The sequence below is a fragment of the Streptomyces sp. DSM 41931 genome, from assembly GCF_050271085.1.
Classification (GTDB): Bacteria; Actinomycetota; Actinomycetes; order Streptomycetales; family Streptomycetaceae; genus Streptomyces; species Streptomyces albogriseolus.
Genome location: NZ_CP189902.1, coordinates 2,153,437 through 2,178,990, shown reverse-complemented (window position 1 = coordinate 2,178,990; position 25,554 = coordinate 2,153,437). Strand labels below are relative to the sequence as shown.

The 25,554-nt window shown below is 73.6% G+C and carries 21 protein-coding genes; 9 read left to right on the top strand and 12 right to left on the bottom strand.

Translation table 11 applies throughout. The features are described 5' to 3' along the window. Positions 1–214: 214 nt before the first annotated feature. Positions 215–2,962 (top strand): pyruvate, phosphate dikinase, encoded by a 2,748-nt coding sequence (gene ppdK, locus ACP7TJ_RS10195; protein WP_093764776.1) that lies wholly within the window; start codon positions 215–217, stop codon positions 2,960–2,962. A 152-nt stretch (positions 2,963–3,114) separates the two neighbouring features. On the opposite strand, the gene ACP7TJ_RS10190 is transcribed toward ppdK, so the two are convergent. The 5 genes from ACP7TJ_RS10190 to ACP7TJ_RS10170 all read right to left on the bottom strand — a co-directional run bounded on the left by ACP7TJ_RS10190 (position 3,115) and on the right by ACP7TJ_RS10170 (position 9,368). Next, positions 3,115–3,522: an excalibur calcium-binding domain-containing protein gene (locus tag ACP7TJ_RS10190; RefSeq protein ID WP_427762870.1), complete on the bottom strand. Its 408-nt coding sequence runs from the start codon at positions 3,520–3,522 to the stop codon at positions 3,115–3,117. Between the two features lie 358 nt (positions 3,523–3,880). Then, a complete protein-coding gene (locus ACP7TJ_RS10185) occupies positions 3,881–5,038 on the bottom strand; it encodes an alkaline phosphatase PhoX (RefSeq protein WP_093764774.1) in 1,158 nt (385 codons plus the stop codon). A 162-nt stretch (positions 5,039–5,200) separates the two neighbouring features. Further along, positions 5,201–5,554, bottom strand: a complete 354-nt coding sequence (nirD, locus tag ACP7TJ_RS10180) for a nitrite reductase small subunit NirD (RefSeq protein WP_093764773.1) — start codon at positions 5,552–5,554, stop codon at positions 5,201–5,203. Beyond that, positions 5,551–8,151 (bottom strand): nitrite reductase large subunit NirB, encoded by a 2,601-nt coding sequence (gene nirB, locus ACP7TJ_RS10175; protein ID WP_427762867.1) that lies wholly within the window; start codon positions 8,149–8,151, stop codon positions 5,551–5,553. Before nirB ends, nirD begins: the two co-directional genes overlap by 4 nt. After that, positions 8,151–9,368 carry an NAD(P)/FAD-dependent oxidoreductase gene (locus ACP7TJ_RS10170; RefSeq protein ID WP_427762865.1) on the bottom strand — a complete coding sequence of 406 codons (1,218 nt, stop codon included), beginning with the start codon at positions 9,366–9,368 and terminating at the stop codon, positions 8,151–8,153. The genes nirB and ACP7TJ_RS10170 overlap by 1 nt, the downstream gene beginning before the upstream one ends. A gap of 193 nt (positions 9,369–9,561) precedes the next feature. Between ACP7TJ_RS10170 and ACP7TJ_RS10165 the strand changes: the two genes are divergently transcribed. Both ACP7TJ_RS10165 and ACP7TJ_RS10160 read left to right on the top strand, forming a co-directional pair. Then, complete coding sequence (locus ACP7TJ_RS10165) at positions 9,562–10,344, top strand: sulfite exporter TauE/SafE family protein (RefSeq protein WP_167743134.1); 783 nt, start codon at positions 9,562–9,564, stop codon at positions 10,342–10,344. Positions 10,345–10,570: 226 nt separating this feature from the next. After that, positions 10,571–10,795 carry a hypothetical protein gene (locus ACP7TJ_RS10160; protein ID WP_193457619.1) on the top strand — a complete coding sequence of 75 codons (225 nt, stop codon included), beginning with the start codon at positions 10,571–10,573 and terminating at the stop codon, positions 10,793–10,795. A 7-nt stretch (positions 10,796–10,802) separates the two neighbouring features. Here the strand turns inward: ACP7TJ_RS10160 and ACP7TJ_RS10155 are convergent, their stop codons facing one another. The 3 genes from ACP7TJ_RS10155 to ACP7TJ_RS10145 form a co-directional block, all read right to left on the bottom strand. After that, positions 10,803–11,450, bottom strand: a complete 648-nt coding sequence (locus ACP7TJ_RS10155; protein ID WP_427762863.1) for a class F sortase — start codon at positions 11,448–11,450, stop codon at positions 10,803–10,805. Positions 11,451–11,564: 114 nt separating this feature from the next. Next, complete coding sequence (locus tag ACP7TJ_RS10150; RefSeq protein ID WP_167743132.1) at positions 11,565–12,110, bottom strand: hypothetical protein; 546 nt, start codon at positions 12,108–12,110, stop codon at positions 11,565–11,567. A 300-nt stretch (positions 12,111–12,410) separates the two neighbouring features. Then, entirely contained in the window at positions 12,411–12,824 is a 414-nt protein-coding gene (locus ACP7TJ_RS10145) for a gamma-glutamylcyclotransferase family protein (protein ID WP_266546003.1), read from the bottom strand. Between the two features lie 199 nt (positions 12,825–13,023). On the opposite strand from ACP7TJ_RS10145, the gene ACP7TJ_RS10140 reads away from it, so the two are divergent. Then, on the top strand, positions 13,024–14,670 hold the full coding sequence (locus ACP7TJ_RS10140) for a M4 family metallopeptidase (RefSeq protein ID WP_427762860.1): 1,647 nt from the start codon (positions 13,024–13,026) through the stop codon (positions 14,668–14,670). Between the two features lie 28 nt (positions 14,671–14,698). On the opposite strand, the gene ACP7TJ_RS10135 is transcribed toward ACP7TJ_RS10140, so the two are convergent. From ACP7TJ_RS10135 to ACP7TJ_RS10120, 4 genes are all read right to left on the bottom strand, one after another. Continuing rightward, positions 14,699–16,810 carry a molybdopterin oxidoreductase family protein gene (locus ACP7TJ_RS10135; protein ID WP_093764763.1) on the bottom strand — a complete coding sequence of 704 codons (2,112 nt, stop codon included), beginning with the start codon at positions 16,808–16,810 and terminating at the stop codon, positions 14,699–14,701. A 112-nt stretch (positions 16,811–16,922) separates the two neighbouring features. Continuing rightward, positions 16,923–17,324, bottom strand: coding sequence for a DNA-binding protein (locus ACP7TJ_RS10130; protein ID WP_189911180.1), 402 nt, complete (start codon positions 17,322–17,324; stop codon positions 16,923–16,925). Then, positions 17,321–17,569 carry a hypothetical protein gene (locus ACP7TJ_RS10125; RefSeq protein WP_167743123.1) on the bottom strand — a complete coding sequence of 83 codons (249 nt, stop codon included), beginning with the start codon at positions 17,567–17,569 and terminating at the stop codon, positions 17,321–17,323. The genes ACP7TJ_RS10130 and ACP7TJ_RS10125 overlap by 4 nt, the downstream gene beginning before the upstream one ends. Before the next feature lie 36 nt (positions 17,570–17,605). Next, positions 17,606–18,310 carry a SanA/YdcF family protein gene (locus tag ACP7TJ_RS10120; RefSeq protein ID WP_367546886.1) on the bottom strand — a complete coding sequence of 235 codons (705 nt, stop codon included), beginning with the start codon at positions 18,308–18,310 and terminating at the stop codon, positions 17,606–17,608. 201 nt (positions 18,311–18,511) lie between these two features. Here ACP7TJ_RS10120 and ACP7TJ_RS10115 point away from each other — a divergent pair, with 201 nt between their 5' ends. From ACP7TJ_RS10115 to ACP7TJ_RS10095, 5 genes are all read left to right on the top strand, one after another. Beyond that, a complete protein-coding gene (locus ACP7TJ_RS10115; RefSeq protein WP_376724602.1) occupies positions 18,512–19,312 on the top strand; it encodes a sirohydrochlorin chelatase in 801 nt (266 codons plus the stop codon). Positions 19,313–19,361: 49 nt separating this feature from the next. Continuing rightward, positions 19,362–20,669 (top strand): deoxyguanosinetriphosphate triphosphohydrolase, encoded by a 1,308-nt coding sequence (locus tag ACP7TJ_RS10110; RefSeq protein WP_093764758.1) that lies wholly within the window; start codon positions 19,362–19,364, stop codon positions 20,667–20,669. An 89-nt stretch (positions 20,670–20,758) separates the two neighbouring features. Next, positions 20,759–22,024 carry an NAD(P)/FAD-dependent oxidoreductase gene (locus ACP7TJ_RS10105; protein ID WP_167743115.1) on the top strand — a complete coding sequence of 422 codons (1,266 nt, stop codon included), beginning with the start codon at positions 20,759–20,761 and terminating at the stop codon, positions 22,022–22,024. Between the two features lie 148 nt (positions 22,025–22,172). After that, positions 22,173–24,095, top strand: a complete 1,923-nt coding sequence (gene dnaG, locus ACP7TJ_RS10100; protein WP_167743113.1) for a DNA primase — start codon at positions 22,173–22,175, stop codon at positions 24,093–24,095. Between the two features lie 139 nt (positions 24,096–24,234). Next, positions 24,235–25,542 carry an RNA polymerase sigma factor gene (locus tag ACP7TJ_RS10095; RefSeq protein ID WP_367470718.1) on the top strand — a complete coding sequence of 436 codons (1,308 nt, stop codon included), beginning with the start codon at positions 24,235–24,237 and terminating at the stop codon, positions 25,540–25,542. Positions 25,543–25,554 lie beyond the last annotated feature (12 nt).

Here is a 25,554-nt window from a genome sequence, read left to right as displayed (position 1 = left end):
TCACATGAGCAGTTCGACCGGCTCTTGCGGGCGCTCCGCGTTCAAGAAGTGAAAACACCGAGCCTCAACGGCTTGCCAAGCTTTGACTTTCGATCCGTCGGTGCTCGGCCGGTGACAGGCGCATGACGCGCAAGTGGACGTACTCAGACGCCTTTGATCTGGGTACATTCCTCGCCGTCAGGGCAGCCACCGCGTCCTCGAGGAGTCGAGACCCGTGTCGGAAAACAAAGATCCCCACGTAGCTCAGTCGGGCACGAGCGTTGAGAGCGTGAAGTTCGTCTACGACTTCACCGAGGGCAACAAGGACCTCAAGGACCTGCTCGGCGGCAAGGGGGCCAACCTCGCCGAGATGACCAACCTCGGTCTCCCCGTGCCACCCGGCTTCACCATCACCACGGAGGCCTGCAAGGTCTACCTGGACAGCGGCGAGGAGCCCGCGGCACTGCGTGACGAGGTGAGTGCGCACCTCGAGGCGCTCGAGCAGCGGATGGGCAAGAAGCTCGGCCAGGCCGACGACCCCCTCCTCGTGTCGGTCCGCTCCGGCGCCAAGTTCTCCATGCCGGGCATGATGGACACCGTCCTCAACATCGGTCTGTCCGACAAGTCCGTGCAGGGCCTGGCCAAGCAGGCCGGCGACGACCGGTTCGCGTGGGACTCCTACCGCCGCCTCATCCAGATGTTCGGCAAGACCGTCCTCGGCGTGGACGGCGAGCTGTTCGAGGACGCGCTCGAGGCGGCCAAGGCGGCCAAGAAGGTCACGGTCGACACCGAGCTGGAGGCCGCCGACCTCAAGAAGCTCGTCACCAAGTTCAAGAAGATCGTCAAGACCGAGTGCGGCCGGGACTTCCCGCAGGACCCGCGCGAGCAGATGGACCTCGCCATCAAGGCGGTCTTCGACTCCTGGAACGGCGACCGGGCCAAGCTCTACCGCCGCCAGGAGCGCATCCCGCACGACCTGGGCACCGCCGTCAACGTCTGCTCCATGGTCTTCGGCAACCTCGGCCCCGACTCGGGCACCGGCGTCGCCTTCACCCGCGACCCCGCCTCGGGACACCAGGGCGTCTACGGCGACTACCTGCAGAACGCGCAGGGCGAGGACGTCGTCGCGGGCATCCGCAACACGGTCCCGCTCGCGGAGCTGGAGCAGATCGACAAGAAGTCGTACGACCAGCTCATGCAGATCATGGAGACCCTGGAGAACCACTACAAGGATCTCTGCGACATCGAGTTCACCATCGAGCGCGGCCGGCTGTGGATGCTCCAGACCCGCGTCGGCAAGCGCACCGCGGGCGCGGCCTTCCGCATCGCCACGCAGCTCGTCGACCAGGGCCTGATCGACGAGGCCGAGGCGCTCACCCGCGTCAACGGCGCCCAGCTCGCCCAGCTGATGTTCCCGCGGTTCGACGAGAGCGCGAAGGTCGAGCAGGTCGGACGCGGCATCGCCGCCTCCCCGGGCGCCGCGGTCGGCAAGGCGGTCTTCGACTCCTACACCGCCGTGAAGTGGTCCCGCTCCGGTGAGAAGGTCATCCTGATCCGCCGCGAGACCAACCCCGACGACCTGGACGGCATGATCGCCGCCGAGGGCATCCTCACCTCGCGCGGCGGCAAGACCTCCCACGCGGCCGTCGTCGCCCGCGGCATGGGCAAGACCTGTGTCTGCGGCGCCGAGGAGCTGGAGGTCGACACCAAGCGCCGCCGGATGACCGTGCCCGGCGGGCACGTCGTCGAGGAGGGCGACCTCATCTCCATCGACGGCTCCAGCGGCAAGGTCTACCTGGGCGAGGTCCCGGTCGTGCCGTCGCCGGTCGTGGAGTACTTCGAGGGCCGGATGCACCCGGGCGCCGACGACGCCGACGAGCTGGTCGAGGCCGTGCACCGGATGATGGCCTTCGCCGACCGCAAGCGCCGGCTGCGGGTGCGCGCCAACGCCGACAACGCCGAGGACGCGCTGCGCGCCCGCCGGTTCGGTGCCCAGGGCATCGGTCTGTGCCGCACCGAGCACATGTTCCTCGGCGACCGGCGCGAGCTGGTGGAGCGGCTGATCCTGGCCGACACGGAGGAGGAGCGCGAGGAGTCGCTGAAGGCGCTGCTCCCGCTCCAGAAGAAGGACTTCGTCGAGCTGTTCGAGGCGATGGACGGCCTGCCCGTCACCATCCGCCTGCTCGACCCGCCGCTGCACGAGTTCCTGCCCGACATCACCGAGCTGTCGGTCCGCGTCGCCCTCGCCGAGTCCCGGCAGGAGCCGCACGAGAACGAGCTGCGGCTGCTCCAGGCCGTGCACCGGCTGCACGAGCAGAACCCGATGCTGGGTCTGCGCGGTGTCCGCCTCGGCCTGGTCATCCCCGGCCTGTTCACCATGCAGGTGCGGGCCATCGCGGAGGCGGCGGCCGAGCGCAAGGCCGCCAAGGGCGACCCGCGCGCGGAGATCATGATCCCGCTGGTCGGCACGGTCCAGGAGCTGGAGATCGTCCGCGACGAGGCCGACCAGGTCGTCGCGGAGGTCGAGGAGGCCACCGGCACCCGGCTCAAGCTCGCCATCGGCACGATGATCGAGCTGCCGCGCGCCGCGCTGACCGCCGGTCAGATCGCGGAGGCCGCCGAGTTCTTCTCCTTCGGCACCAACGACCTCACCCAGACGGTGTGGGGCTTCTCCCGGGACGACGTGGAGGCCAGCTTCTTCACGGCCTACCTGGAGAAGGGCATCTTCGGGGTGTCGCCGTTCGAGACGATCGACAAGGACGGCGTGGGCTCCCTGGTGAAGTCCGCGGCCAAGGCCGGCCGGGAGACCCGTCCGGACCTGAAGCTCGGCGTCTGCGGCGAGCACGGCGGCGACCCGGAGTCGGTCCACTTCTTCCACGAGGTCGGACTGGACTACGTCTCCTGCTCCCCGTTCCGTATCCCGGTGGCCCGTCTGGAGGCCGGCCGCGCGGCCGTCACCTCGGCGGGCAGCGACCACCGCTGAGCCCTCCGGGGCGCGTGGGACCCCGGGGCCGTCGTCTGTCACCCGACCACCCTCACCGATCGGCGACGGCTCCGGATCACGAAGGAGGGGCGGCACCCGTGCGGGGGTGCCGCCCCTTCCGTCGTACGCGCGCGACCCGCCCTGTGGGGCGGTCAGGTGTCGCGGCGCAGGCGGGAGGCGATGAGCACGGTGCCTCCGGCGAGGACCACGGCGGAGACGCCTATGGTCACGTAGGTGGTGACGTCGTCGTCCGACCCGGTGTCGTCGCTCGTGGCGGCCGGGGTGGTGCCGGCCACGGGAGTCGTGTTCCCGTCGTCGATCGCGGTGTCGTCGCGCGGGATGAAGCCGGCGGGCGGTTCGTCGCACGCGACGCCGTCGCCGTCGGGGTCCAGTGCGGGACCGTAGTGGTCGTCCCCGCTGGAGATCTTCGCGTAGCCCTTGTCGTACGCCTCCGGGCAGCTCTTGAACGGGTGGTCCCCGTCGTGGGCCGACGCGGTGGCGGGAAGGGCGGCCAGGGTGAGGGCGGCGAGGGCCGTGAGCGTGTTTCGTGTCAGGTGCATGGCAAATGCCCCCAAGTCCGAGTGCGGGTGCCGTTGACCGGGCTGTGGCGTGACGAAGTTACTGGCGGTTCGGGGGTGCCGCGGAGGGTCACGGGTGACCTGTGATGTGAACGTGATGTGACGGAATGGTGGCGGCTTGCCACGAGCGGAGCGGTGGGTTCCTTCCGTTGGGCAGGGGTGGGCCAGGTCAGAGGGGGTGCGCGGGGGCTGCGGGGCCGGGTGCGGGTGGTTCGTGGCTGGTCGCGCAGTTCCCCGCGCCCCTGGGGGTGTCTTCGCCGGTGGCGGTTTTGCCGTCGTGCGCCATGGCGGTGGCCGGTACGGCGTGACCGGGAGGTGGCTGTCCGCCACCTCCCGTGCGTCATGCCCGGAAGGGACCCTTCACCTCGTACGTGATGCCGCCCGACGAACTCCCGCTCGTACCGCGCTGGCTGGAGAAGTACAGGCGGGCGCCGTCCGGGGAGAAGGCCGGGCCGGTGATCTCGGAGCCCGACTGACCGCTGACGCGCAGGAACGGGGCCACCACGTCGTCGGGCGTGATGACGCAGATCTCCATGGTCCCGCCGTCCTCGGCGACGAAGAGGTCGCCGGAGGAGGAGCCGGTGACGTTGTCGACCCCGGTCAGCGGGGCCGTTCCGCCGGTCACCAGCGAGTCGTCGTAGGCGAGGTCGATGGTCTGGGCGGCCGCGTCGTACCGCCAGACCCGGTTGTCGCCCTTGGTGGTGAACCAGCAGGTGTCGTTCGCGTAGTGGCAGCCCTCGCCGCCGTTGAAGCGCTTGGCTCCGGAGACCTGGTTGCGGGTGGCCGTGGCGCCGGACGGGTCCGGGACCCGCGCCCAGCTCACCGGGCCGCTGGTGCCGCTGGGGCCGACCAGCACCTCCAGCGTGCCGGAGGACAGGTCGCCCCAGGTCGTGGGCCTGAAACGGTAGAAGCAGCCGTCCGAGACGTCCTCGGTCAGGTAGATCACCCCGCGCACCGGGTCGGCCGCCGCCGCCTCGTGCTTGAAGCGCCCCATGGCGTCACGGCGGACGGCCGCCTTCACACCCCACGGGTCGGTCTCGTAGACGTACCCCCGGTCCACCTCCTCGCAGGACAGCCAGGTGTTCCACGGGGTCTTCCCGCCCGCGCAGTTCTGCCGGGTGCCGGACAGGACGCGGTACGCGCCCGTGATGGCGCCGGTGGCCGAGAACGTCACCGCGCTCGCGCCGCCCGACGGGTTGATCTCCGAGTTGGAGACGTAGATCCAGCCGCTTCCGTCGGCGTAACAGGCCCCGCCGTCCGGGGCGTTGTGCCAGGTGTACGACGTGCTCCCGACCCGCTGCCCGGAGCGGGCGATCACCCGGCTGGTGAATCCCGCCGGGAGTGCGATCCCGTTGGCGTCCGGCGCCCCGAGCGCCCCGTACGGGCCGGTGCCGGGCTGGGCGGGGGCGGCGTACGCGGCACCGCGCCACAGGGTCCCGCCGAGTACGGCGGAGCCGCCGCCGAGGGCGGTCGCACGAAGGAAGGTACGACGTTCCACTGTCACTCCAGGTGGCCGTTACCGCCCCGCCGCCGGCCGACGACGGGGGCGTGCGGGCAGTGAACCTACGGGAATGACATGGACGCTTCATGGCCGGCGGCGTACGGGCGGGTGGACGTCGTCCGAGGCGCGGACCCGAAGGCCCCGGCCGCCCCCGGCCGCTCAGGCCGCCTCGACCTCGTACGTCCTCACGCGGACCGTGTCGTCGTCCAGGCACCGGCCCGTCTCCAGGTCGAAGCGCTGCTTCAGGAGCGGGGAGGCGACGAACGGGCGGCCCCGGTGGGTGCCGGTCAGGCCGCGGGAGAGGACCGCCGCGCCCGTGAACGGGTCACGGTTGTCGACGGCGAACAGGCGGCCCGCGCGGTCGGTGAACACCGCGGCCTGCCGGCCGTCGGGCAGCAGGGCGGCCACGCCCCGTCCCGGGACCAGCCGGTCGAGGCCGCAGACCTCGAACCAGTCGTCCGCGAGGCGGAGTCGGACGGTCAGGCCGGTGGTGGTCTCGAGTGCCAGGGTCATCGCTGTGCGCTTCCTTCCAGGACGTCGTCGGCGGGACGCAGGCCGATGTTCAGCAGGGGCAGGTCGGGCTTCATCTGGTCGCGTTCGGGGACGAAGGCGACCACCGGGTCGGGGGTGTCCGGGGCGTTGACGAAGGACACAAACCGGGCCAGCTTCTCCGGGTCGTTGATCGTCTCGGCCCACTCGTCGCGGTAGTGCGCGACGTGCGCGGCCATCAGCGACTCCAGCTCGTCGCAGATGCCCAGCGAGTCGTGCACCACCACGTCCCGTACGTGGTCCAGGCCGCCGGGGATGCGCTCCAGCCAGGCGGAGGTGCGCTCCAGCCGGTCGGCGGTGCGGATGTAGAACATCAGGAACCGGTCGATCAGGCGGATCAGTTCGGCGTCGGAGAGGTCCTGCGCCAGCAGGTCGGCATGGCGCGGGGTGGCGCCGCCGTTGCCGCCGACGTACAGGTTCCAGCCGCCCGCGGTGGCGATGACGCCGAAGTCCTTCGACCGGGCCTCCGCGCACTCGCGCTGGCAGCCGGAGACCGCCGACTTCAGCTTGTGCGGGGAGCGCAGGCCCCGGTAGCGCAGCTCCAGGTCGATCGCCATCCGCACCGAGTCCTGCACGCCGTAGCGGCACCAGGTCTGCCCCACGCACGACTTCACCGTGCGCAGCGACTTGCCGTAGGCGTGCCCGGACTCGAAGCCGGCGTCGACCAGCCGGGCCCAGATCACCGGCAGCTGCTCGACCCGCGCGCCGAACATGTCGATCCGCTGGCCGCCGGTGATCTTCGTGTAGAGACCGAAGTCGCGGGCGATCTCGCCGATCACGATCAGCTTCTCCGGTGCGATCTCCCCGCCGGGGATGCGCGGCACCACCGAGTACGAGCCGTTCTTCTGCAGGTTGGCGAGGAAGTGGTCGTTGGTGTCCTGGAGCGCCGCCTGCTCGCCGTCCAGCACATAGGTGCTCGCGCCGATGGCGGGCGCCAGGGACGCGATGATCGAGCCGACCGTCGGCTTGCACACCTCGCAGCCGTCGCCGCCGCGCGCCTCCTCGCGGCCGTGGCGGTCCAGCAGCTCCCGGTGGGAGGCGATGCGCAGGGCGCGGACGATCTCGTACAGCTCCTCGCGGGTCTGGGAGAAACAGCCGCACAGGCCCTTGTCGACCTCGACGCCGTTCGCCTCCAGCTCGGCGTCCAGGAGCTGGCCCAGCACCTTGACGCAACTGCCGCAGCCGGTACCGGCCTTGGTGCACTTCTTCACCTCGGGCACGGTGGTGCAGCTGTGGTCGGTGACCGCGCCGCGGATCGTGCCCTTGGTGACGTTGTGGCAGGAGCAGATCACCGCGTCGTCGGGCAGCGCGGACGGGCCGAGCGCGGCCGGGGCCCCCGCGCCGGCGGGCAGCACCAGCGACTCCGGCGCGACCGGCGGCACCGAGCCGGTGAACGCCCGCAGCGTGCCGTACGCCTCCGCGTCGCCGACCAGGATGCCGCCGAGCAGCGTGCCGTCCCGGCCGATCACCAGCTTCTTGTACAGGCCCGCACGGGAGTCGGAGTAGACGACGTCCAGGCAGTCGTCGGCGGTGCCGTGCGCGTCGCCGAAGGACGCCACGTCCACGCCGAGCAGCTTCAGCTTGGTGGACAGGTCGGCGCCGGTGAAGGCGGCCTCGTCCTCGGCGATGGTCGCCGCGGCCGTCTCCGCCTGCTCGTAGCCGGGCGCGACCAGGCCGTACACCCGGCCGTCGGCGGCCAGCGCGCACTCGCCGATCGCGAACACGTGCGGGTCGGTGACCGTGCGGCACTGCTCGTCGACGGAGATGCCGCCGCGCTCGCCCACCGCCAGGCCGCAGTCGCGGGCGAGCTGGTCGCGGGGGCGGACACCGGCGGAGAACACCACCATGTCGGTGGCGAGTTCGGAGCCGTCGGACAGCTTCATGCCGGTGACGGCGCCGGTCTCGTCGACGGTGATCTCCTGGGTGCCGACGCCCGTGTGGACGCTCAGCCCCATGTCCTCGATGGTGCGCAGCAGCGCCGCGCCGCCGCCCTCGTCGACCTGCACCGGCATCAGCCGCGGCGCGAACTCCACGATGTGCGAGGTGAGTCCGAGACCCTTGAGCGCGCCGGCCGCCTCCAGGCCGAGCAGGCCGCCGCCGACCACCGCACCGGTCTTCGCCCTGCTCCGCGCGTACTCCTCGATGGCGAGCAGGTCCTCGATGGTGCGGTAGACGAAACAGCCCTCGGCGTCCTTGTTCGGCACCGGCGGCACGAACGGGTAGGAGCCGGTCGCCAGCACCAGCACGTCGTAGCCGACGACCAGACCCGAGCGGGCGGTCACCGTGCGCGCCTCGCGGTCCACGTGCTCGGCCGGGTCGCCGACGTGCAGCTCGATGCCGTGGTCCTCGAGGAACGTCAGGTCGGTCAGCGACAGGTCCTCGGGCGTCCGCCCGGAGAAGTACGAGGTGAGCTGCACGCGGTCGTAGGCGGGGCGCGGCTCCTCGCACAGCACGACCACGCGGTGCGTGGCGGTCAGGCCGCGCTCGGCGAGCGCCTCCAGGAAGCGCTGGCCGACCATGCCGTGGCCGACGAGCACGATGGTCGAGGTGTCCGTGGGCATCAGGAGCCTCCGTCGTTGGTGAGCAGGTGGAGCAGGGGCCCGCCGTCGGACGGGAGCGGCTCTGCTCCCTCCCAGGCGCGCGCCAGGGCGCCGACGGTGCCGAGTTCGCCGACCAGCACGCCGCCGACCAGACGGTCGTCGCGGACCACGACCTTGCGGTAGGTGCCGCGGGTGGCGTCGGCGAGCTGCACCACGTCGTCGCCCGGCAGCACCTCGGTCTCGCCGAAAGCGGCCAGGTCGAAGGGGCTGTCCGGGCCGGTCAGGGTGAGCCGGGTGAGCGAGCGGGTGCCGGTGTAGCGGGCGGCGGTGTCCCCGGCGAGCAGGGCGGCGAGCGCGTCGGCCTGTTCCAGGGCGGGCGTGGCCAGCCCGTAGACGGTGCCGGCGTGCTGGACGCAGTCGCCGACCGCGTGGATGTACGGGTCGGAGGTGCGCAGTTCGTCGTCGACGACGACGCCCTTGGCCATGTCGAGCCCTGCGGCCTGGGCGAGGGACACCCTCGGGTGCACCCCGCAGGCCAGCACCACCAGGTCGGCGTCCAGGGCGTAGCCGTCGGCCATCTCCACCGAGCGGACCGCGCCGCCGACGCAGCGCACGTCCCGCACCCGGCACTCGGTGTGCACCTCCACGCCGAGCCCGGTCAGATGGCGCAGGACCAGCGCGGAGGCGGCCGGGTCGAGCTGGCGCTCCATCAGCCGCTCGGACTGCTGGGCGAGGACCACCTGCGCGCCGCGCACGGCCAGCGCGCGGGCCGCGGACACGCCGAGCAGCCCGCCGCCGATCACCACCGCCCGCACGCCCGGCCGCACCTCGGCGGACAGGCCCAGGCAGTCGTCCAGGGTGCGGAACGCGTGCACGCCCCGGGGCAGCTCGCGGTCCTCGGTGAACAGGCCGCGCAGCGGCGGCAGGACGGGGTTGGAGCCGGTGGCCAGCACCAGCCGCCCGTAGGAGATCTCCGAGCCGTCCGCGCAGACGGCCGTCCGCCGGTCCCGGTCGATACCGGTGACCCGGGCGCGGACCAGCTCCGCGGGGGCGGGCAGGGCGATCACCTCGGGCCGGTAGCGCCCGGCGAGCACCTCGGCGAGCAGCACCCGGTTGTACGGCGGGTGCTCCTCCTCGCCGATCAGCGTCACGGGCGTGCCCAGCTCGCCGAGCCGCCGGGCGAGACGTACGCCCGCGAGGCCGGAGCCGATCACCACCACACGCTCGTTCGAGGTCATGTCCCGAGCCTGCGGGGCGGGTGTTTCCCGGTGGCATCCCTTCTGTTTCCCGCGCGGAACGCTGCCCTCAGCGGCCGGGGGCACGGGGTGTGAGGCTTCCCGAGGCGCTCGCAGGGTGGGTGTGAGAAGGCCAACCTCAACAAACGCTCATCTTGATGGACGCACCATCTACCGCCTTCATAGGCTCGCGGCCATGCCCGACATATCGCTGACCACGGTCGTCCTGCTCTGCCTGGCCGCGCTCGCCGCCGGCTGGATCGACGCCGTGGTGGGCGGCGGCGGTCTGCTGCTCCTCCCCGCCCTGCTGCTCGGCCTGCCCGCCGGCACCCCGGCCGCGCACGCGCTGGGCACCAACAAGGCGGTCGCGATCGTAGGCACCACGGGCGCGGCGGTGACGTACGCGCGCAAGGCGCCGGTGGACGTGCGGACGGCGGTGCGGATCGGGCTGGCCGCCCTCGCCGGGTCGTCCGGCGGGGCGTTCCTCGCGGCCGGGATGAGCACGGAGGTGCTCAAGCCGGTGATCATGGTGGTGCTGCTCGCGGTGGCCGCCTTCGTCATCCTGCGGCCCGCCTTCGGCACCGCGCCCGCGCCGGGCCCGGCGACCCGGCGGCAGATCCTCGCCGCGATCGGCCTGGCCGGTCTCGGCATCGGCTTCTACGACGGCCTGATCGGCCCCGGCACCGGCACGTTCCTCGTCCTGGCGCTCACCGCCCTGCTCCACCTGGATCTGGTCACCGCCTCGGCCACCGCGAAGATCGTCAACTGCTGCACCAACGCGGGCGCCCTGGCCACCTTCGCCTGGCAGGGCGCGGTGCTGTGGCAACTGGCGGCCCTGATGGCGGTCTTCAACCTCGCGGGCGGCACGCTGGGCGCCCGCACCGCCCTGAAGCGCGGCAGCGGCTTCGTCCGCGTGGTCCTGCTGACGGTGGTGTTCGCACTGGTGGCGAACATGGCGTACGAACAGTGGCTGGCGTAGGCCTGTGCGCGGGGGCGCGCCGTGGGGATACTGAGCCGGACATGATCACCTCGGGAGAGGCACGGCCATCACCGGACCCACGGTCACCGCACCGCTGAAAGCTGTTCTCGCCGCCGCCGTCGTCTGCGCGGCCGCCACCGCCTGCGGCACGCACCCCGAGCCCGACGCGAGGGCGCTGCCTCCCGCGTCCGCCACGGACACCGCCGCCCGGCCGGTCACCGCGGTGATGCCGGACGTCACCGGCGGCAACGCGCTCCGGGCGCAGGAGCAGATGGACGGCACGCAGGTCCGCTTCGAGGACGCCACCGGGAAGGACCGCGAGGTGGTGGACCCGCAGGCGTGGCGCGTCTGCGGCAGCACGCCGGGGGCGAACCGGCAGATCACGTCGTACCCGGTGGTCCTCCTGGTGGTCCCCGGCACGGAGTCCTGCCCGGACGGGGCATCGGGCTGAGGGAAGGTCACCGCGTCCCCGTCAGATGGGCGTAGACGACCACGTTGCCCCGGTAGCCGGTCGTGGGGGAGTAGCCGGCGCCGCAGGTGATGACGCGGAGTTCCGGGCGGCCGGCCGCGCCGTAGACCTTCTCGTCGGGGAAGTCGCGGGCGTCGTACGCCTCGACGGCGTCCACGGTGAACACGGCGACCGTGCCGTCCCGCCGGGCCACCTCGACCGTGCTGCCCTTGCGCAGGGCGCCGAGGGAGTAGAACACGGCCGGGCCGTCGGCGTTGTCTACGTGGCCCGCGACGATCGCGGTGCCCCGCTCGCCGGGGGTGGCGCCGGCCTCGTACCAGCCGGCCAGGTCCGGGCGGCCGGCGGGCGGCACGTCCAGGGAGCCGGCCGGGGTCAGCCCCAGGCCCGTCAGCGGCGCGTCCACGCCGATCGCGGGGATGCGCACCCGGTCGGGCGGCGACGGCGGCAGCGCGGGCACCGCGGACCGCGCCGGGCCGTGCGCGTCGAGTCCGGAGTGCGCCTGCGCGGCGGACGGCTGCGGCGGGGCGTCGCCCCTGCCGTCCCGCAGCAGCACGGCCCCCGCGCACAGGGCGCACACCGTGACGGCGGCTATCGCTGCGTTGCCCGGACTCCCGGTCCGGCGGAACCTGCGGCGCATGGGGTGACCTCACCTCGAACGGGCCCCGTGCCCCCCTCCGGGCCGCGAGGGGCGTCGGACCCGGAGGGGGAGGGGACTTGCGGTACCAGCGGGACGGGCAGCGGAGGATGCCCGTCAGATCCCGTCGCCTCTCGCCCGGCGATGCAGGAGCCAGGTACCGCCCGCGGCGGCGACGGCGAGGGCCGTCACGCCTGCCGCGGTCTGTACGGGGTCGGAGCCCAGCGCGCCACCGACCCCCGTCTTCACGCTTCCTCGGGGAACCACCTGCTCCGCGTCGGGCGTCAGCGTCACCACGAGGTCCCCGGTCACCCGGCGCCCGCTCCCGGCGCACGCGACGACGACCTCGTACGTCCCCGGCTGCGCGCTCGGCGGCACCTGGAACTGCCCGATCGCCTCCCCCTCGTGCGTGCTCGGCGCCAGCGTGAACCGGCCCGCGCCGACGGCGGAGGCGTCGCCCGCCGCCGTGCCCTCCTCACCGCAGGCCGCGGTGTTCGCCGAGACCTGCGCGCCCGGGGCGACGGACGACGGGTACATCCGCAGACCGGCGGTCGACGGGCCGGGGGCCTCCCCGGCGTACGCGGGGGAGGCGAGAAGCCCCGCGGCGGCCACGGCGAGTGCGGCGCCGGTCGTGCCGGTCAGCAGCCGGGCGGTACGTCGCATCGATGCTCCCTCGAGCTCACGGAGGTGACCCGGCCCGCGGCACCCCCATGTGCCGCCGTCGACCGCGTCCCTGCCCCTCCGAGGTAAATGCCCCCGCGCCCGCACCGCTCCCTGAGAGGGCGTCAGGGCGGCGGCTGAACGGGTGTCAGCGGCCCGGGACGCCCTCGGTCCGCGGTGTGTTTGAGCAGGTCAACGCCGTGGCGCTGGGCGGCAGGGCGGCGTGCGGGCGGATTGGGCCGGGCGGGGCGGCGAAGGGCTGACCGGGCGAGGGCGCGCCCCGATGCGGACACGCGGGGCGTCTCACGCCGCCCCCCGCCAGTCCCCGCCCTCCACCCGCGTCCCCCGCGCCCGCAGCCGGACCGCGACCGCCGGGGCGGCGACGTACACCCACGCCCGGACCGTCGTGCCGTCGGCCTCCCGCACCACCGGACGCTCCACCCGGTCGTACAGGTTGCGCGGGTCGCCCGGGACGTACTCCTCCAGGCGGTCCAGCAGCGCCAGCAACTCCGCGTACGCCTGCGGCCGGGCGGTCACCAGCTCGCCGCGCACCTCGCCCTCCGGAGCCTCGACGGCGTACGGGTAGCCGGGCCCCTCGTACAGCACCGCGCCCCGCAGCAGGCCCGCCTCCTCGTGTGCCGTGCGGCCGCGCAGGAAGCGGTCGTGGTTGGTCTCGCCGGGGCGGAGGGTGCCGTAGACGAAGAAGGGGAGGTTCACTCGCTCACCTGCGCGGACGGTCGGCGGAGCCCCTCTGCACGGAAGTGCCACCGGAGCCTTGCGGGAACGATTCTCTCCCCTCACACACCCCCACATTCGCGCTATGGACATGACAGTCGGGCCGCCACTTGAATCGCGGGCACCACCCGCGCCGCCCCGCCCCCCCACCCGCGCCGGGGCGCCCGTTCCAGGAGACCGCTTGAGCCCGATACGGCATGCCCGACGTTCCCGCCTCGCCGCCGCGGGAGCCGCCGTCACCGGCGCCGCCCTGCTGGCCGCCGCCCTCACCCCCACCACCGCCGGCGCGGCCGACCGCCCCACCCGCGCCGCCGCGATCGACGCCGCCGCCTCCGTCCTGGCCGACCGCGCCGACGCCCTCGGCATCACCGCCGCCCAGGAGACGAAGGTCCGCGACGTCGTCGTCGACGCGGACGGCGGCCGCCACGTCCGCTACGACCGCACCTACCGCGGACTCCCCGTGCTGGGCGGCGACTTCGTGCTGCACCTCGCCCCCGACGGGTCCTACCGCGACGTCACCCGCGCCACCCGCGCCGCGATCGACCTGCCCACCGTCTCCCCGCACCTCGCCGCGCCCCGCGCCGCCGGCCTCGCCGCGAACCTGCTGCGCGCCGCGCACCCCGGCGAGACCCTGAACCGGCTCACCGCCCGGCCCGAGCTGGTCGTCGACGCCCTGCACGGCGCCCCCCGCCTCGCCTGGCGCACCGACGCCGTCGCGCAGGACTCCGCCGGGAACCCGGTCGCCCGCACCGTCCTCACCGACGCGCACACCGGCGCCCGCATCGACGCCTGGGACAGGCTGGAGAGCGTCTCCGGCGACGGCAGGTCCCTCTACGGCGGCACGGTCCCGCTGGAGACCACGCGGACCGCGTCCGGGTACGAGCTGAAGGACCCCACCCGCGGCGACACGTACACCGGCGACGCGGGCAACCGCACCGACCTGTGCGTCCTCGTCGTCTGTGTCATCCGCGCCCCCGCCCCCGTCGTCACCGACGCCGACAACCACTGGGGCACGGGCACCGCCGCCGACCGCGCCACGGCCGCCGTGGACGCCCAGTACGGCACCGACGTCACCTGGGACTACTACGAGGACACGCACGGCCGCCGGGGCATCGCCGGCGACGGCAAGGGCTCCTACAACCGCGTCCACTACGGCAACGCCTACAACAACGCCTTCTGGGACGACCGCTGCTTCTGCATGACCTACGGCGACGGCGACGGCACCCTGATGGGCCCGCTGGTCTCCCTGGACGTCGCCGGGCACGAGATGACCCACGGCGTGACCTCGAAGACGGCCGGGCTGACCTACTCGGGCGAGTCCGGCGGCCTGAACGAGGCCACCTCGGACATCTTCGGCACGCTGGTGGAGTTCCACGCGGCCAACGCGCAGGACCCGGGCGACTGGCTGATCGGCGAGGAGGTCGTCCGCGACGGCTTCGGGAAGGACGCCCTGCGCTTCATGGACCGCCCCTCCAAGGACGGCAAGTCGGCGGACTGCTGGGACGCATCGGTCAAGGACCTCGACGTCCACTACTCCTCCGGCGTCGCCAACCACTTCGCCTACCTGCTCGCCGAGGGCAGCGGCGCCAAGACCCTGGGCGGCGTCGCCCACAACTCCCCGACCTGCGACGGCTCCACGGTCACCGGCATCGGCCGCGCCAAGCTCGGCAAGATCTGGTACCGCGCCCTGACGGTCCACATGACCTCGTCGACCGACTACGCCGGCGCCCGCACCGCCACCCTGAAGGCGGCGGCGGACCTCTACGGCGAGGGCGGCACCGAGCACCAGGCGGTCGCGGCCGCCTGGAGCGCGGTGGGCGTGGGCTGACCCGCCCCCTGTTCCGGAGGCGGTGCGCTCACGGGCGTACCGCCTCCAGGCGTACCGCGCACGCCTTGAACTCCGGCATCCGGGACGTCGGGTCGAGGGCGGGGTTGGTGAGCGTGTTGGCGCGGCCCTCACCGGCCCAGTGGAACGGCATGAACACCGTGTCCGGGCGGATCGACGTGGTGATCCGGGCCGGGGCCACCGCCCGGCCGCGCCGCGACACCACGGCCACCGGGCCGCCCTCGACGGCGCCGATCCGCTGCGCGAGCCGCGGGTGCAGCTCCACGAACGGGCCGGGCGCGGCGGCGTTCAGCTCGTCCACGCGCCGCGTCTGGGCGCCGGACTGGTACTGCGCCACGACCCGCCCGGTGGTCAGCAGCACCGGGTACTCCTCGTCGGGCTCCTCCGCGACCGCCCGGTGCGACACCGGCACGAACCGGGCCCGGCCGTCCTCGGTGGCGAACCGGTCGAGGAAGAGACGGGGGGTGCCGGGGTGGACGGTCTCGTCCGAAGGCTTTCCGGGCGCCGGGCAGGGCCAGAACACCCCGTTCTCCTCGGCCAGCCGCCGGTAGGTGATCCCCGAGTAGTCCGCCGGGCCGCCCGCGCTCGCCCGCCGCAGCTCCTCGAAGACCTCCTCGGGGTCCGTCGGGAAGCGCTTCTCCGGGCTGCCCTCGCCGCCCAGCCGGGCCGCGAGCTCGTGCAGCACCTCCAGGTCGCTGCGCACACCCGGCGGCGGGCTGATCGCCCGGCGGCGCAGCAGCACCCTGCCCTCCAGGCTGGTCGTGGTGCCCGTCTCCTCCGCCCACTGCGTCACCGGCAGCACGACGTCGGCGAGCCCGGCCGTCTCCGACAGCACCACGTCGCACACGGCGAGGAAGTCCAGCGAGCGGATCCGCTCCTCCACGTGCGCGGCGCGCGGCGCCGACACCACCGGGTTGGAGCCCATCAGCAGCAGCGCGCGGACGTCCGAGCCCAGCGCGTCCAGCAGCTCGTAGGCGCTGCGGCCAGGACCCGGCAGGCTGTCCGGGTCGACGCCCCACACCTCCGCCACGTGCGCCCGCGCCGCCGGGTCGGTCAGCTTGCGGTAGCCGGGCAGCTGGTCTGCCTTCTGGCCGTGTTCGCGCCCGCCCTGCCCGTTGCCCTGCCCGGTCAGACAGCCGTACCCGGACAGCGGGCGGCCGGGCCTGCCGGTCGCCAGGGCCAGGTTGATCCAGGCGCTCACCGTGTCGGTGCCCTTGGCCTGCTGCTCCGGGCCGCGCGCGGTGAGCACCATTGCCGACTCGGGCTCGCAGAACAGCCGCACGGCCTCGCGGAGCTGCGGCACGGAGACGCCGGTGACGCGCTCCACGTACTCCGGCCAGTGCGCCATCGCCGCGGCCCGGGTGTCCTCCCAGCCCACCGTGCGCTCCCGGATGTACTCCTCGTCGGTGCGCCCCTCGGCGACGGCCAGGTGCAGCAGGCCCAGGGCCAGCGCCAGGTCGGTGCCGGGGCGCGGCGCCAGGTGCAGGTCGGCCTGCTCGGCGGTGCGCGTGCGGCGCGGATCGACGACGATCAGGGTGCCGCCGTTCTCCTTCAGCTCGGTGAAGTAGCGCAGCGCCGGAGGCATGGTCTCGGCGGGGTTGGAGCCGACGAGGATCACGCAGCCGGTCCTCGGGATGTCCTCCAGCGGGAACGGCAGCCCCCGGTCGAGCCCGAACGCCCTGCCTCCCGCGGCGGCGGCCGACGACATGCAGAACCGCCCGTTGTAGTCGATCTGCGAGGTGCCCAGCACCACCCGCGCGAACTTCCCCAGCGCGTACGCCTTCTCGTTGGTGAGCCCGCCCCCGCCGAACACCCCGACCGCGTCCGCGCCGTGGGCCGCGCGAGCGCCGCCGATCCCCTCGGCGACCCGGTCCAGCGCCTCCTCCCAGGAGGCCGGCTCCAGCGTGCCCGCCGCCGACCGCACCAGCGGCGAGGTCAGCCGCACGGCCGAGGACAGCACGGCCGGCGCGGTCCGCCCCTTCCCGCACAGCGCCCCCCGGTTCACCGGGAAGTCCGCGCGCTCGCTCACCTCGACGGTCCGCCCGCCGTCTGCCGGCGTCAGGTTCATGCCGCACTGCAGCGCGCAGTAGGGGCAGTGCGTGGACGTCACGGTTTCTCGCATACGGCCCAGGCTGCGGTCCCGGTGTTACGCACCACGCCGAACGCTGTTACACCCGGGACACGGTGCCCTCTCGGGCGGACGGGGGGCGTGGTGAGGGGCCGACGTGCCCCGCTCAGACGCCGACGAGCCGGACGCGGTCGCCGCACAGTCGCGCCATGTCATCGATGTCGGACGTCAGCATGACCACCGGGCCCGGCTGACGCAGCGCCATCTCCGCCACCGTGGCGTCGATCGCGTACTTGTGCCCGTGCAGGCCGGTGGCCTTGAGCAGCTCCGCAGCCGCTCTCGCCGCCTGCTCGGTCACCGGCTCGACCCTGACGCGGGACAGTACCCACCGCATCCGGGCGGTGTTCACCCGCGCGTGACTCACCTCGACGATGGTGTTGGCTCCTACGACGAAGTCGGCTCCCGCCGAGTGAAACACCTGGAACATCGCGGCGATCTTGCGGTCCTGCGCGATCCAGGCGGAGAGGCCCTCGGCGTCCAGGACGACCGTCTCGACGTGCCCGCTCACGCCGCGCTCGCCGAACCGCCGGCCTCGGTGTCGCCGAAGATCCGGGAGCGGGCCTCCGCCAGTTCCTCCTCGGTGAAGGCTCCGTGTTCCTCCTGATGACGCAGAAGATCAGCCCCGAGCAGCTGATGACGCAGCTGGCGCGCCACGGCTTCGGCGACATAGCCGGAGACGTTGTCGGTGAGCTTCTTCAGTTCGGCGACCTGCTCCGTCGGGAGGGTCACCGTGATGCGCGTCGTGTCCGCCATGGACGAAAGCATACTCCGGTATGCGCGCTTGAGTCGTCAGTCAGGCGCGCCGGACCCCCGCGCGTCCGCCAGTGCCCTCCGCACCCCCGGCTCCTTCGGTCCGAGGAAGTGCGGATCCGGGCGGAACACCGCGTCCAGGGCCGCCTTGCCCGCCGCCAGGACCTCGCGGGCGCCGCCGTAGTACCAGGTGGCGTCGTGGCGGTCGTCCACGCCGACGCCGTACGACTCGACGCCGGCCGCCTCGCACAGCGCCACCGCGCGGCGGATGTGGAAGCCCTGGCTGATCAGCACCGCGCGGTCCACCCCGAAGATCTTCCGGGCGCGGACGCAGGAGTCCCAGGTGTCGAAGCCCGCGTAGTCGCTGACGATCCGCGTCCGCGGAACCCCGTGGCGGGTCAGGTAGGCGCGCATCGCGTCCGGCTCGTCGTAGTCCTCGCGGCTGTTGTCGCCGGTGACCAGCACCACCCGGATCCGCCCCGCGCGGTACAGCTCCGCCGCCGCGTCCAGCCGGTGCGCGAGGTACGGCGACGGCTCCCCGTCCCACAGCCCCGCGCCGAACACCACGGCCACCTCGGTGCGCGGCACGTCGGCGACGGTGCGCAGCCGGTCGCCCGTGCTCAGCCGCAGCCAGGTCGCCGGCAGCAGCGCCAGCACGCACACCGCCACCAGGGCCCGCACCAGCCGCCGCTGCCCCGCACGGGTACGCGGCAGCCGTGGACGGCGGACGGTGATACGGCGCATGGGACGGCCTCCCCGGGTCGGTCCTAGACCCGGTAGGACGCCGTGCCGGGGCCCGCGGTTCGCGCCCTGTGACCGGCCTCACGCGGCGTGGGAGGGGAGGCCGGCCACCTCACACCGCCCTCCGCCCCCGCGTGAACACCCCGCAAACACCCGTGACCCCGGCGCAACGGCAGGGCAACCTCGTCCGGTCACGCTCGCTGCATGACGGCGTATCCGACGCACCCCGGCACCCGGCCCCGCCCGGCCGCCCCGCCCCCCGCCCTCGTCGTGGTGGCCCACGGCAGCCGCGACCCGCGCGCCCTGGCCACCGCGCTGCGGCTGCTGGAGCGGGTCCGCGCCCTGCGGCCCGGTCTCCCGGTGCACCTGGGGCACATCGAGCTGAACGCCCCGCTGCTCCCCGGCACCCTCGACGAGCTGGCCGCGTCCGGCGCCGGGTCCGCCGTGCTCGTGCCGCTGCTGTTCGGCCGCGGCCACCACGTCACCCGGGACATCCCCGACGCCGCCGCCGCGGCGCCCCTGCCCACCCGCGTCGCCGACCCGCTCGGCGCGCACCCCCTGCTCGTGGACGCCCTGCACGCCCGGCTCACCGAGGCGGGCTGGCAGGCGCCCCGGGGTGCGGAGGAGCGCCGACGCAGCGCCGTGGTGCTGGCCGCCGCGGGGTCCCGCGCCCCCGCGTCCCGCGCCGACACCGAGCGCATCGCCGCCCTGCTCGCCGCCCGGCTCGGCGTGCCCGTCGTCCCCGCCTACGCCTCCGCCGCCGCGCCCACCGTGTCCGACGCGGTCCGCGCCCTCGCCGCCCGCGGGCGCACCCGGGTCGCCGTCGCCTCCTGCTTCACCGCGCCCGGCCGGTTCGCCGCCGAGTGCGCCCGGGCGGCCCCCGGCACCGTCTCCGGCCCGCTGGGCACCCACCCCGCGATGGCCCGCCTGCTCCTCCACCGCTACGACCAGGCGCTGTGCACCGCGGCCCCGGTCGCCGGGCCGGCCGCCCTCGCGACGGCCTGAGAGGGCCACCGGTGTCCGGGACGTCACCGGCCGGGGCTACTGTCGGCTCATGGAAGGCATCACGTCCGGCACGTCCGACCCGTCCGCGCACCACCTCCCGCCCGCCGGGTACGACCCCACGGCCGTCGAGCGCTGGGCCACCGAGCCCGACAAGCGTCCGGGCCGTACCGCCTTCCAGCGCGACCGGGCACGCGTGCTGCACTCCGCGGCGCTGCGCCGCCTCGCCGGCAAGACGCAGGTCGTCACCCCCGGCGAGCAGAGCCAGGTGTGGGACGCCAGCCCTCGCACCCGCCTCACCCACTCCCTCGAATGCGCCCAGGTCGGCCGGGAACTGGGCGCCGCCCTCGGCTGCGACCCCGACCTGGTGGAGGCCGCCTGCCTCTCCCACGACCTGGGCCACCCGCCGTTCGGGCACAACGGCGAACAGGCGCTGAACGAGTTCGCCCAGGACTGCGGCGGCTTCGAGGGCAACGCCCAGTCGCTGCGCCTGCTCACCCGCATCGAGCCCAAGCGGTTCACCCCCGACGGCTCCGTCGGCCTCAACCTCACCCGGGCCACCCTCGACGCGGCCACCAAGTACCCCTGGCCGCGCGGCGCCCACCCCACCGACCCGGCCTCGGTGAAGTTCGGCGTCTACGACGACGACCGCCCGGTGTTCGAGTGGCTCCGCAAGGACGCCCCCGGCACCCGCACCTGCTTCGAGGCGCAGGTCATGGACTGGGCGGACGACGTGGCGTACTCGGTCCACGACGTGGAGGACGGCCTGCACGCGGGCCACATCGACCCCAACTGCCTGCACGCCGACCCGGAGCGGGACGCCGTCTTCGCGGTCGCCGTCGGCCGGTACGTCCCCGCCGACACCGACCCCGCCGAGCTGGCGGAGGCCCTCGACCGGCTGCTCGCCCAGGAGTGGTGGCCGCACGGCTACGACGGCACCGCCGTCGCCCAGGCCCGCCTCAAGGACGCCACCAGCCAGCTCATCGGCCGCTTCTGCCTCGCCGCCGAGGGCGCCACCCGGCAGGCGTGGGGCGGCGGCCGCCTCACCCGGTACGCGGCCGAGCTGGTCGTCCCGCGCTCCACCCGCATGGAGTGCGCGGTCCTCAAGGCGGTCGCCGACCGGTACGTCATGCAGCGCGCCGAGCAGGAGCGGCTCCGCGCCGACCAGCGCGTCGTCGTCATGGAGCTGGCGGAGGCGCTGACCGCCCGCGCGCCCGAGGGCCTGGACCCGCAGTTCCGCACGCTGTTCGACCGGGCCCCGGACGACCGGGCCCGCAAGCGGGTCGTCGTGGACCAGATCGCGTCCCTGACGGACGCCTCGGCCCGCTCGCTGCACGCCCGGCTCACCGCCCGTACGTGAGACAGGTGGCCTGATCGGGTCACTCCCCCTTCCCGCGGGCCTCCGCGTGCGGGAGGCTCGCTGGTGGCAACGCTCGAAGGAGGCATCACGTGGTCGACGCGGATCAGACTTTCGTCATCGTGGGAGGCGGCCTGGCCGGCGCCAAGGCGGCCGAGACGCTGAGAGCGGAGGGCTTCACCGGCCGCGTGATACTGATCTGCGACGAACGCGACCACCCCTACGAGCGTCCGCCGCTGTCCAAGGGCTACCTCCTCGGCTCGGCGGAGCGCGACAGCGTCTTCGTGCACGAGCCCGCCTGGTACGCGCAGCACGACGTGGAGCTGCACCTGGGGGCGACCGTCGCCGCCGTGGACCGCGCCGCGAAGACCGTCCGCTTCGGCGAGGACGGCACCACCGTCCGCTACGACAAGCTGCTGCTCGCCACCGGCGCCGAGCCCCGCCGCCTCGACATCCCGGGCACCGACCTCGTCGGCGTGCACCATCTGCGCCGCCTCGCCCACTCCGAGCGCCTCAAGGGCGTCCTCACCACCCTCGGCCGGGACAACGGCCACCTGGTGATCGCCGGCGCGGGCTGGATCGGCCTGGAGATCGCGGCGGCGGCCCGGCACTACGGCGCGGAGGTCACCGTCGTCCACCGGGGGCCGACCCCGCTGCACTCGGTGCTCGGGCCGGAGCTCGGTCAGCTCTTCGCGGAGCTGCACCGCGAGCACGGCGTCCGCTTCCACTTCGGCGCCACGCTCACCGAGATCACCGGCCAGGACGGCATGGTCCTCGCCGCCCGTACCGACGACGGCGAGGAGCACCCGGCGCACGCCGTGCTCGCCGCGATCGGGGCGGCCCCGCGGACCGCCCTCGCGGAGGCGGCGGGCCTGGAGCTGGCCGACCCCGCGTCGGGCGGCGGCGTCCTCGTCGACGAGCGGCTGCGCACGTCCGACCCGGACGTCTACGCGGCCGGCGACGTCGCGTCCTTCCCGCACGCCCTGTTCTCCACCCGGCTGCGGGTGGAGCACTGGGCCAACGCGCTGAACGGCGGACCGGCCGCGGCCCGCGCCATGCTCGGCCGCGACGAGATCTACGACCGCGTCCCGTACTTCTTCACCGACCAGTACGACCTCGGGATGGAGTACTCGGGCTGGGCGCCCCCCGGGTCCTACGACCAGGTGGTGATCCGGGGCGACGCGGGGAAGCGGGAGTTCATCGCGTTCTGGGTGCGCGAGGGGAGGGTGCTGGCCGGGATGAACGTGAACGTGTGGGATGTCACGGAGCCGATCCAGCGCCTGATCCGGTCGCGGGAGGCGGTGGACACGGAGGCGCTGGCGGATCCGCATGTGCCGTTGGAGAGCCTGGTCGCCTAGGAAGGTGCCGGGGGCTCGTTCGGCGCGGGTGCGGCTTTGTCGTGGCTGGTCGCGCCCACGCGGCGAAGCCGCACATGTCACAGCCCCGCGCCCCTTCGGGGGCGTCCGGCCGGACCGGGTTGTCACATCGGCCCCGTAGAATTCACGCGTGGCCGGGAGGATCAACGACGAGGACGTGAAGGCGGTTCGGGACGCGGTCCCGATCGACGCCGTGGTGTCCGAGTACCTCCAGCTGCGCAACGCGGGCGGCGGCAACCTCAAGGGCCTCTGCCCGTTCCACGACGAGAAGTCGCCGTCCTTCCAGGTCAGCCCGAGCAAGGGACTCTTCCACTGCTTCGGCTGCCAGGAGGGCGGCGACACCATCACGTTCGTGATGAAGATCGACCACCTCTCCTTCTCGGAGGCGGTCGAGCGGCTGGCCGGACAGGCCGGCATCACCCTGCGCTACGAGGAGGGCGGGTACAACCCGTCCCACCAGCGCGGGGAGCGCATCCGCCTGGTCGAGGCGCACAAGCTGGCCGCCGAGTGGTACGCGGAGCAGCTCGCGACCAGCCCCGAGGCGGAGACCGGCCGGGTCTTCCTCGCCGAACGCGGCTTCGACCAGGCCGCCGCCGTGCACTTCGGCGTCGGCTACAGCCCCCAGGGCTGGGACCACCTCACCCGCTTCCTGCGCGGCAAGGGCTTCAGCGACAAGGAGCTGGTGCTCTCGGGGCTGGCCCAGGAGGGCCGCCGCGGCCCCATCGACCGCTTCCGCGGCCGGCTGATGTGGCCCATCCGGGACATCGGCGGGGACGTCGTGGGCTTCGGCGCCCGCAAGCTCTACGAGGCGGACAACGGCCCGAAGTACCTCAACACGCCCGACACGGCGATCTACAAGAAGTCGCAGGTCCTCTACGGCATCGACCTGGCGAAGAAGGACATCGCGAAGTCCTCCCGCGCGGTCGTCGTCGAGGGCTACACCGACGTCATGGCCTGCCACCTCGCGGGCGTCACGACCGCCATCGCCACCTGCGGCACCGCCTTCGGCACCGACCACATCAAGATCCTGCGGCGTCTGCTGATGGACAACGGCTCGGCGCGTGTGATCTTCACCTTCGACGGTGACGCGGCCGGGCAGAAGGCCGCCCTGCGCGCCTTCGAGGACGACCAGAAGTTCGCCGCCGAGACGTACATCGCCATCGCGCCCGACGGCATGGACCCCTGCGACCTGCGGCTCGCCAAGGGCGACGAGGCGGTCGCCGACCTGGTCGAGCCGCGCACCCCGCTGTTCGAGTTCGCGCTCCGCCAGATCGTGAGCCGCTACGACCTGGACACCCCGGCCGGCCGGGCCGGCGCCCTCGACGAGGCCGCCCCGGTCGTCGCCCGTATCAAGAACAGCGGCGCGCAGCACGAGGTCGCCGTCCAGCTCGCCGGGATGCTCGGCATCCTCGACACCCAGTTCGTCGTCAAGCGGGTCGCCCAGCTCGCCCGCTGGGCCCGCGACCGCGGCGGCAAGGGCCCGGCGCCCGAGCGCGGCCGGCCCGGCGGCGGCCCCCAGCAGTACGCCGCCGCCCCCGCCGCCCCGCGCGGCCCCGCCCTGAACCTCCGCAACCCGGTCTTCGCCACCGAGCGCGAACTGCTCAAACTCGCCCTGCAGCGCCCGGAGCTGGTCTCCCCGGCCTTCGACGCGTACGGCGTCGACGAGTTCACCGCCCCGCCGTACGCGGCCGTGCGTCAGGCGATCCTGGACGCGGGCGGCGCCGAGTACGGCGTCCAGGACCCGCAGGAGTACCTGATCCGGGTCCGCGACGCGGCCCCCGACGACACGGTCCGCGCCATGGTCACCGAGCTGGCGGTCGAGGCGATCATGCTGCACCGGGGCGTCAAGGACGTCGACGGGACCTATGCGGGCGCCCAGCTCGTCACGGTCCGCCGCCGCGCGGTCGAGCGCCGCATCCGCGACATCACCAGCCGCCTCACCCGTCTCGGCAACCACGGCGACCCGAGCGAACTCGCCTCCGTGCAGAACGAGTTGTGGGTCCTCCAGCAGTACGACCAGGCCCTGCGCGAACACGGCGCGGCAGCGTTGTAGTCACCGCTCCCTCCGCGAGAACGCCGCATCCGCCAGGGGGTGTCGGGCCTTCCGGATGACCGCGCGGTGACGGCACGGACGCAAAAAGTCATCGCACGCCCCTCGTGGGGACGATGTGTCGTACCCCACACTGGGGGCGGTGCCTGAGTCCTCGGAGCGCGGCCGGCCCGTCGGTGACGGGTCGCACACCCCCGCGGTTCCGCTCATCGCGTACGGGACGGACAGCGGCGAGGCCGTCGACTCCGCCCCTGAAGTACCGCTGCCCCACCCCCAGGCAGCGATCATCCTGGAGGTCGCCCCCGTGCAGACCCAGACCCTCACCCAGACCGACACCGACGTCGTCGGCGCAGCGCCGGACGCGGATCTGCTGGTGGCGATGCCCGCGCCGAGCCGCGTCGGGCAGCGCCCCGGGACCGGGCCCGAGCCGCCCGCGCCGGTGGAGCCGCCGTCCGCGGAGGACCCCGTCGAGGCCGGGCCGCCGGACGTCGTGGAGCCGGCCGGACCCGTCGACCCGCGGATGCGGCCGGAGACCGGCGGTCCCTCCGCCGACCTGTTCCGCCAGTACCTGCGGGAGATCGGCCGCATCCCGCTGCTCACCGCCGCCGAGGAGGTGGAGCTCGCCCGCCGGGTCGAGGCCGGGCTGTTCGCCGAGGAGAAGCTGCGCCTCACCCCCGACCTGGACAGCCGCCTCGCGCACGACCTGGACCGGCTCGTCGTCATGGGCCGCATGGCCAAGCGCCGGCTGATCGAGGCGAACCTGCGGCTCGTGGTGTCCGTGGCCAAGCGGTACGTGGGGCGCGGGCTGACCATGCTCGACCTGGTCCAGGAGGGCAACCTCGGCCTGATCAGGGCCGTCGAGAAGTTCGACTACGCGCGCGGCTTCAAGTTCTCCACCTACGCGACCTGGTGGATCCGGCAGGCCATGTCCCGGGCCCTCGCCGACCAGGCCCGCACCATCCGGGTGCCGGTGCACGTGGTGGAGCTGATCAACCGCGTGGTGCGCGTGCAGCGGCGGATGCTCCAGGAACGCGGCTACGAGCCGACGCCGCAGGAGGTCGCCGCGCATCTGGACCTGCCGCCCGAGCGGGTGGGCGAGGTGCTGCGGCTGGCCCAGGAACCGGTGTCGCTGCACGCGCCCGTGGGCGAGGAGGACGACGTCGCGCTCGGCGACCTCATCGAGGACGGGGACGCCGCCAGCCCCGTGGAGTCGGCGGCGTTCCTGCTGCTGCGGCAGCACCTGGAGGCGGTGCTGTCCACGCTGGGGGAGCGCGAGCGCAAGGTGGTGCAGCTGCGCTACGGGCTGGCCGACGGGCGGCCCCGCACCCTGGAGGAGATCGGCCGTATCTTCGGGGTGACCCGCGAGCGGATACGGCAGATCGAGTCCAAGACCCTCAACAAGCTCCGCGACCACGCCTACGCCGACCAACTGCGCGGCTATCTCGACTAGTCGGCGGGGTCC

What these genes read in the sequence shown, in the direction of transcription:
- ACP7TJ_RS10115 (WP_376724602.1), top strand. Translation starts at nt 18,512, where the DNA reads ATGACGGCGTATCCGACGCACCCCGGCACCCGGCCCCGCCCGGCCGCC.
- ACP7TJ_RS10135 (WP_093764763.1), bottom strand. Translation starts at nt 16,810, where the DNA reads ATGCGAGAAACCGTGACGTCCACGCACTGCCCCTACTGCGCGCTGCAG.
- nirB (WP_427762867.1), bottom strand. Translation starts at nt 8,151, where the DNA reads ATGCCCACGGACACCTCGACCATCGTGCTCGTCGGCCACGGCATGGTC.
- ACP7TJ_RS10165 (WP_167743134.1), top strand. Translation starts at nt 9,562, where the DNA reads ATGCCCGACATATCGCTGACCACGGTCGTCCTGCTCTGCCTGGCCGCG.
- ACP7TJ_RS10155 (WP_427762863.1), bottom strand. Translation starts at nt 11,450, where the DNA reads ATGCGCCGCAGGTTCCGCCGGACCGGGAGTCCGGGCAACGCAGCGATA.
- ACP7TJ_RS10170 (WP_427762865.1), bottom strand. Translation starts at nt 9,368, where the DNA reads ATGACCTCGAACGAGCGTGTGGTGGTGATCGGCTCCGGCCTCGCGGGC.
- ACP7TJ_RS10190 (WP_427762870.1), bottom strand. Translation starts at nt 3,522, where the DNA reads ATGCACCTGACACGAAACACGCTCACGGCCCTCGCCGCCCTCACCCTG.
- ACP7TJ_RS10110 (WP_093764758.1), top strand. Translation starts at nt 19,362, where the DNA reads ATGGAAGGCATCACGTCCGGCACGTCCGACCCGTCCGCGCACCACCTC.
- ACP7TJ_RS10120 (WP_367546886.1), bottom strand. Translation starts at nt 18,310, where the DNA reads ATGCGCCGTATCACCGTCCGCCGTCCACGGCTGCCGCGTACCCGTGCG.
- nirD (WP_093764773.1), bottom strand. Translation starts at nt 5,554, where the DNA reads ATGACCCTGGCACTCGAGACCACCACCGGCCTGACCGTCCGACTCCGC.
- ACP7TJ_RS10150 (WP_167743132.1), bottom strand. Translation starts at nt 12,110, where the DNA reads ATGCGACGTACCGCCCGGCTGCTGACCGGCACGACCGGCGCCGCACTC.
- ACP7TJ_RS10160 (WP_193457619.1), top strand. Translation starts at nt 10,571, where the DNA reads ATGCCGGACGTCACCGGCGGCAACGCGCTCCGGGCGCAGGAGCAGATG.
- ACP7TJ_RS10125 (WP_167743123.1), bottom strand. Translation starts at nt 17,569, where the DNA reads ATGGCGGACACGACGCGCATCACGGTGACCCTCCCGACGGAGCAGGTC.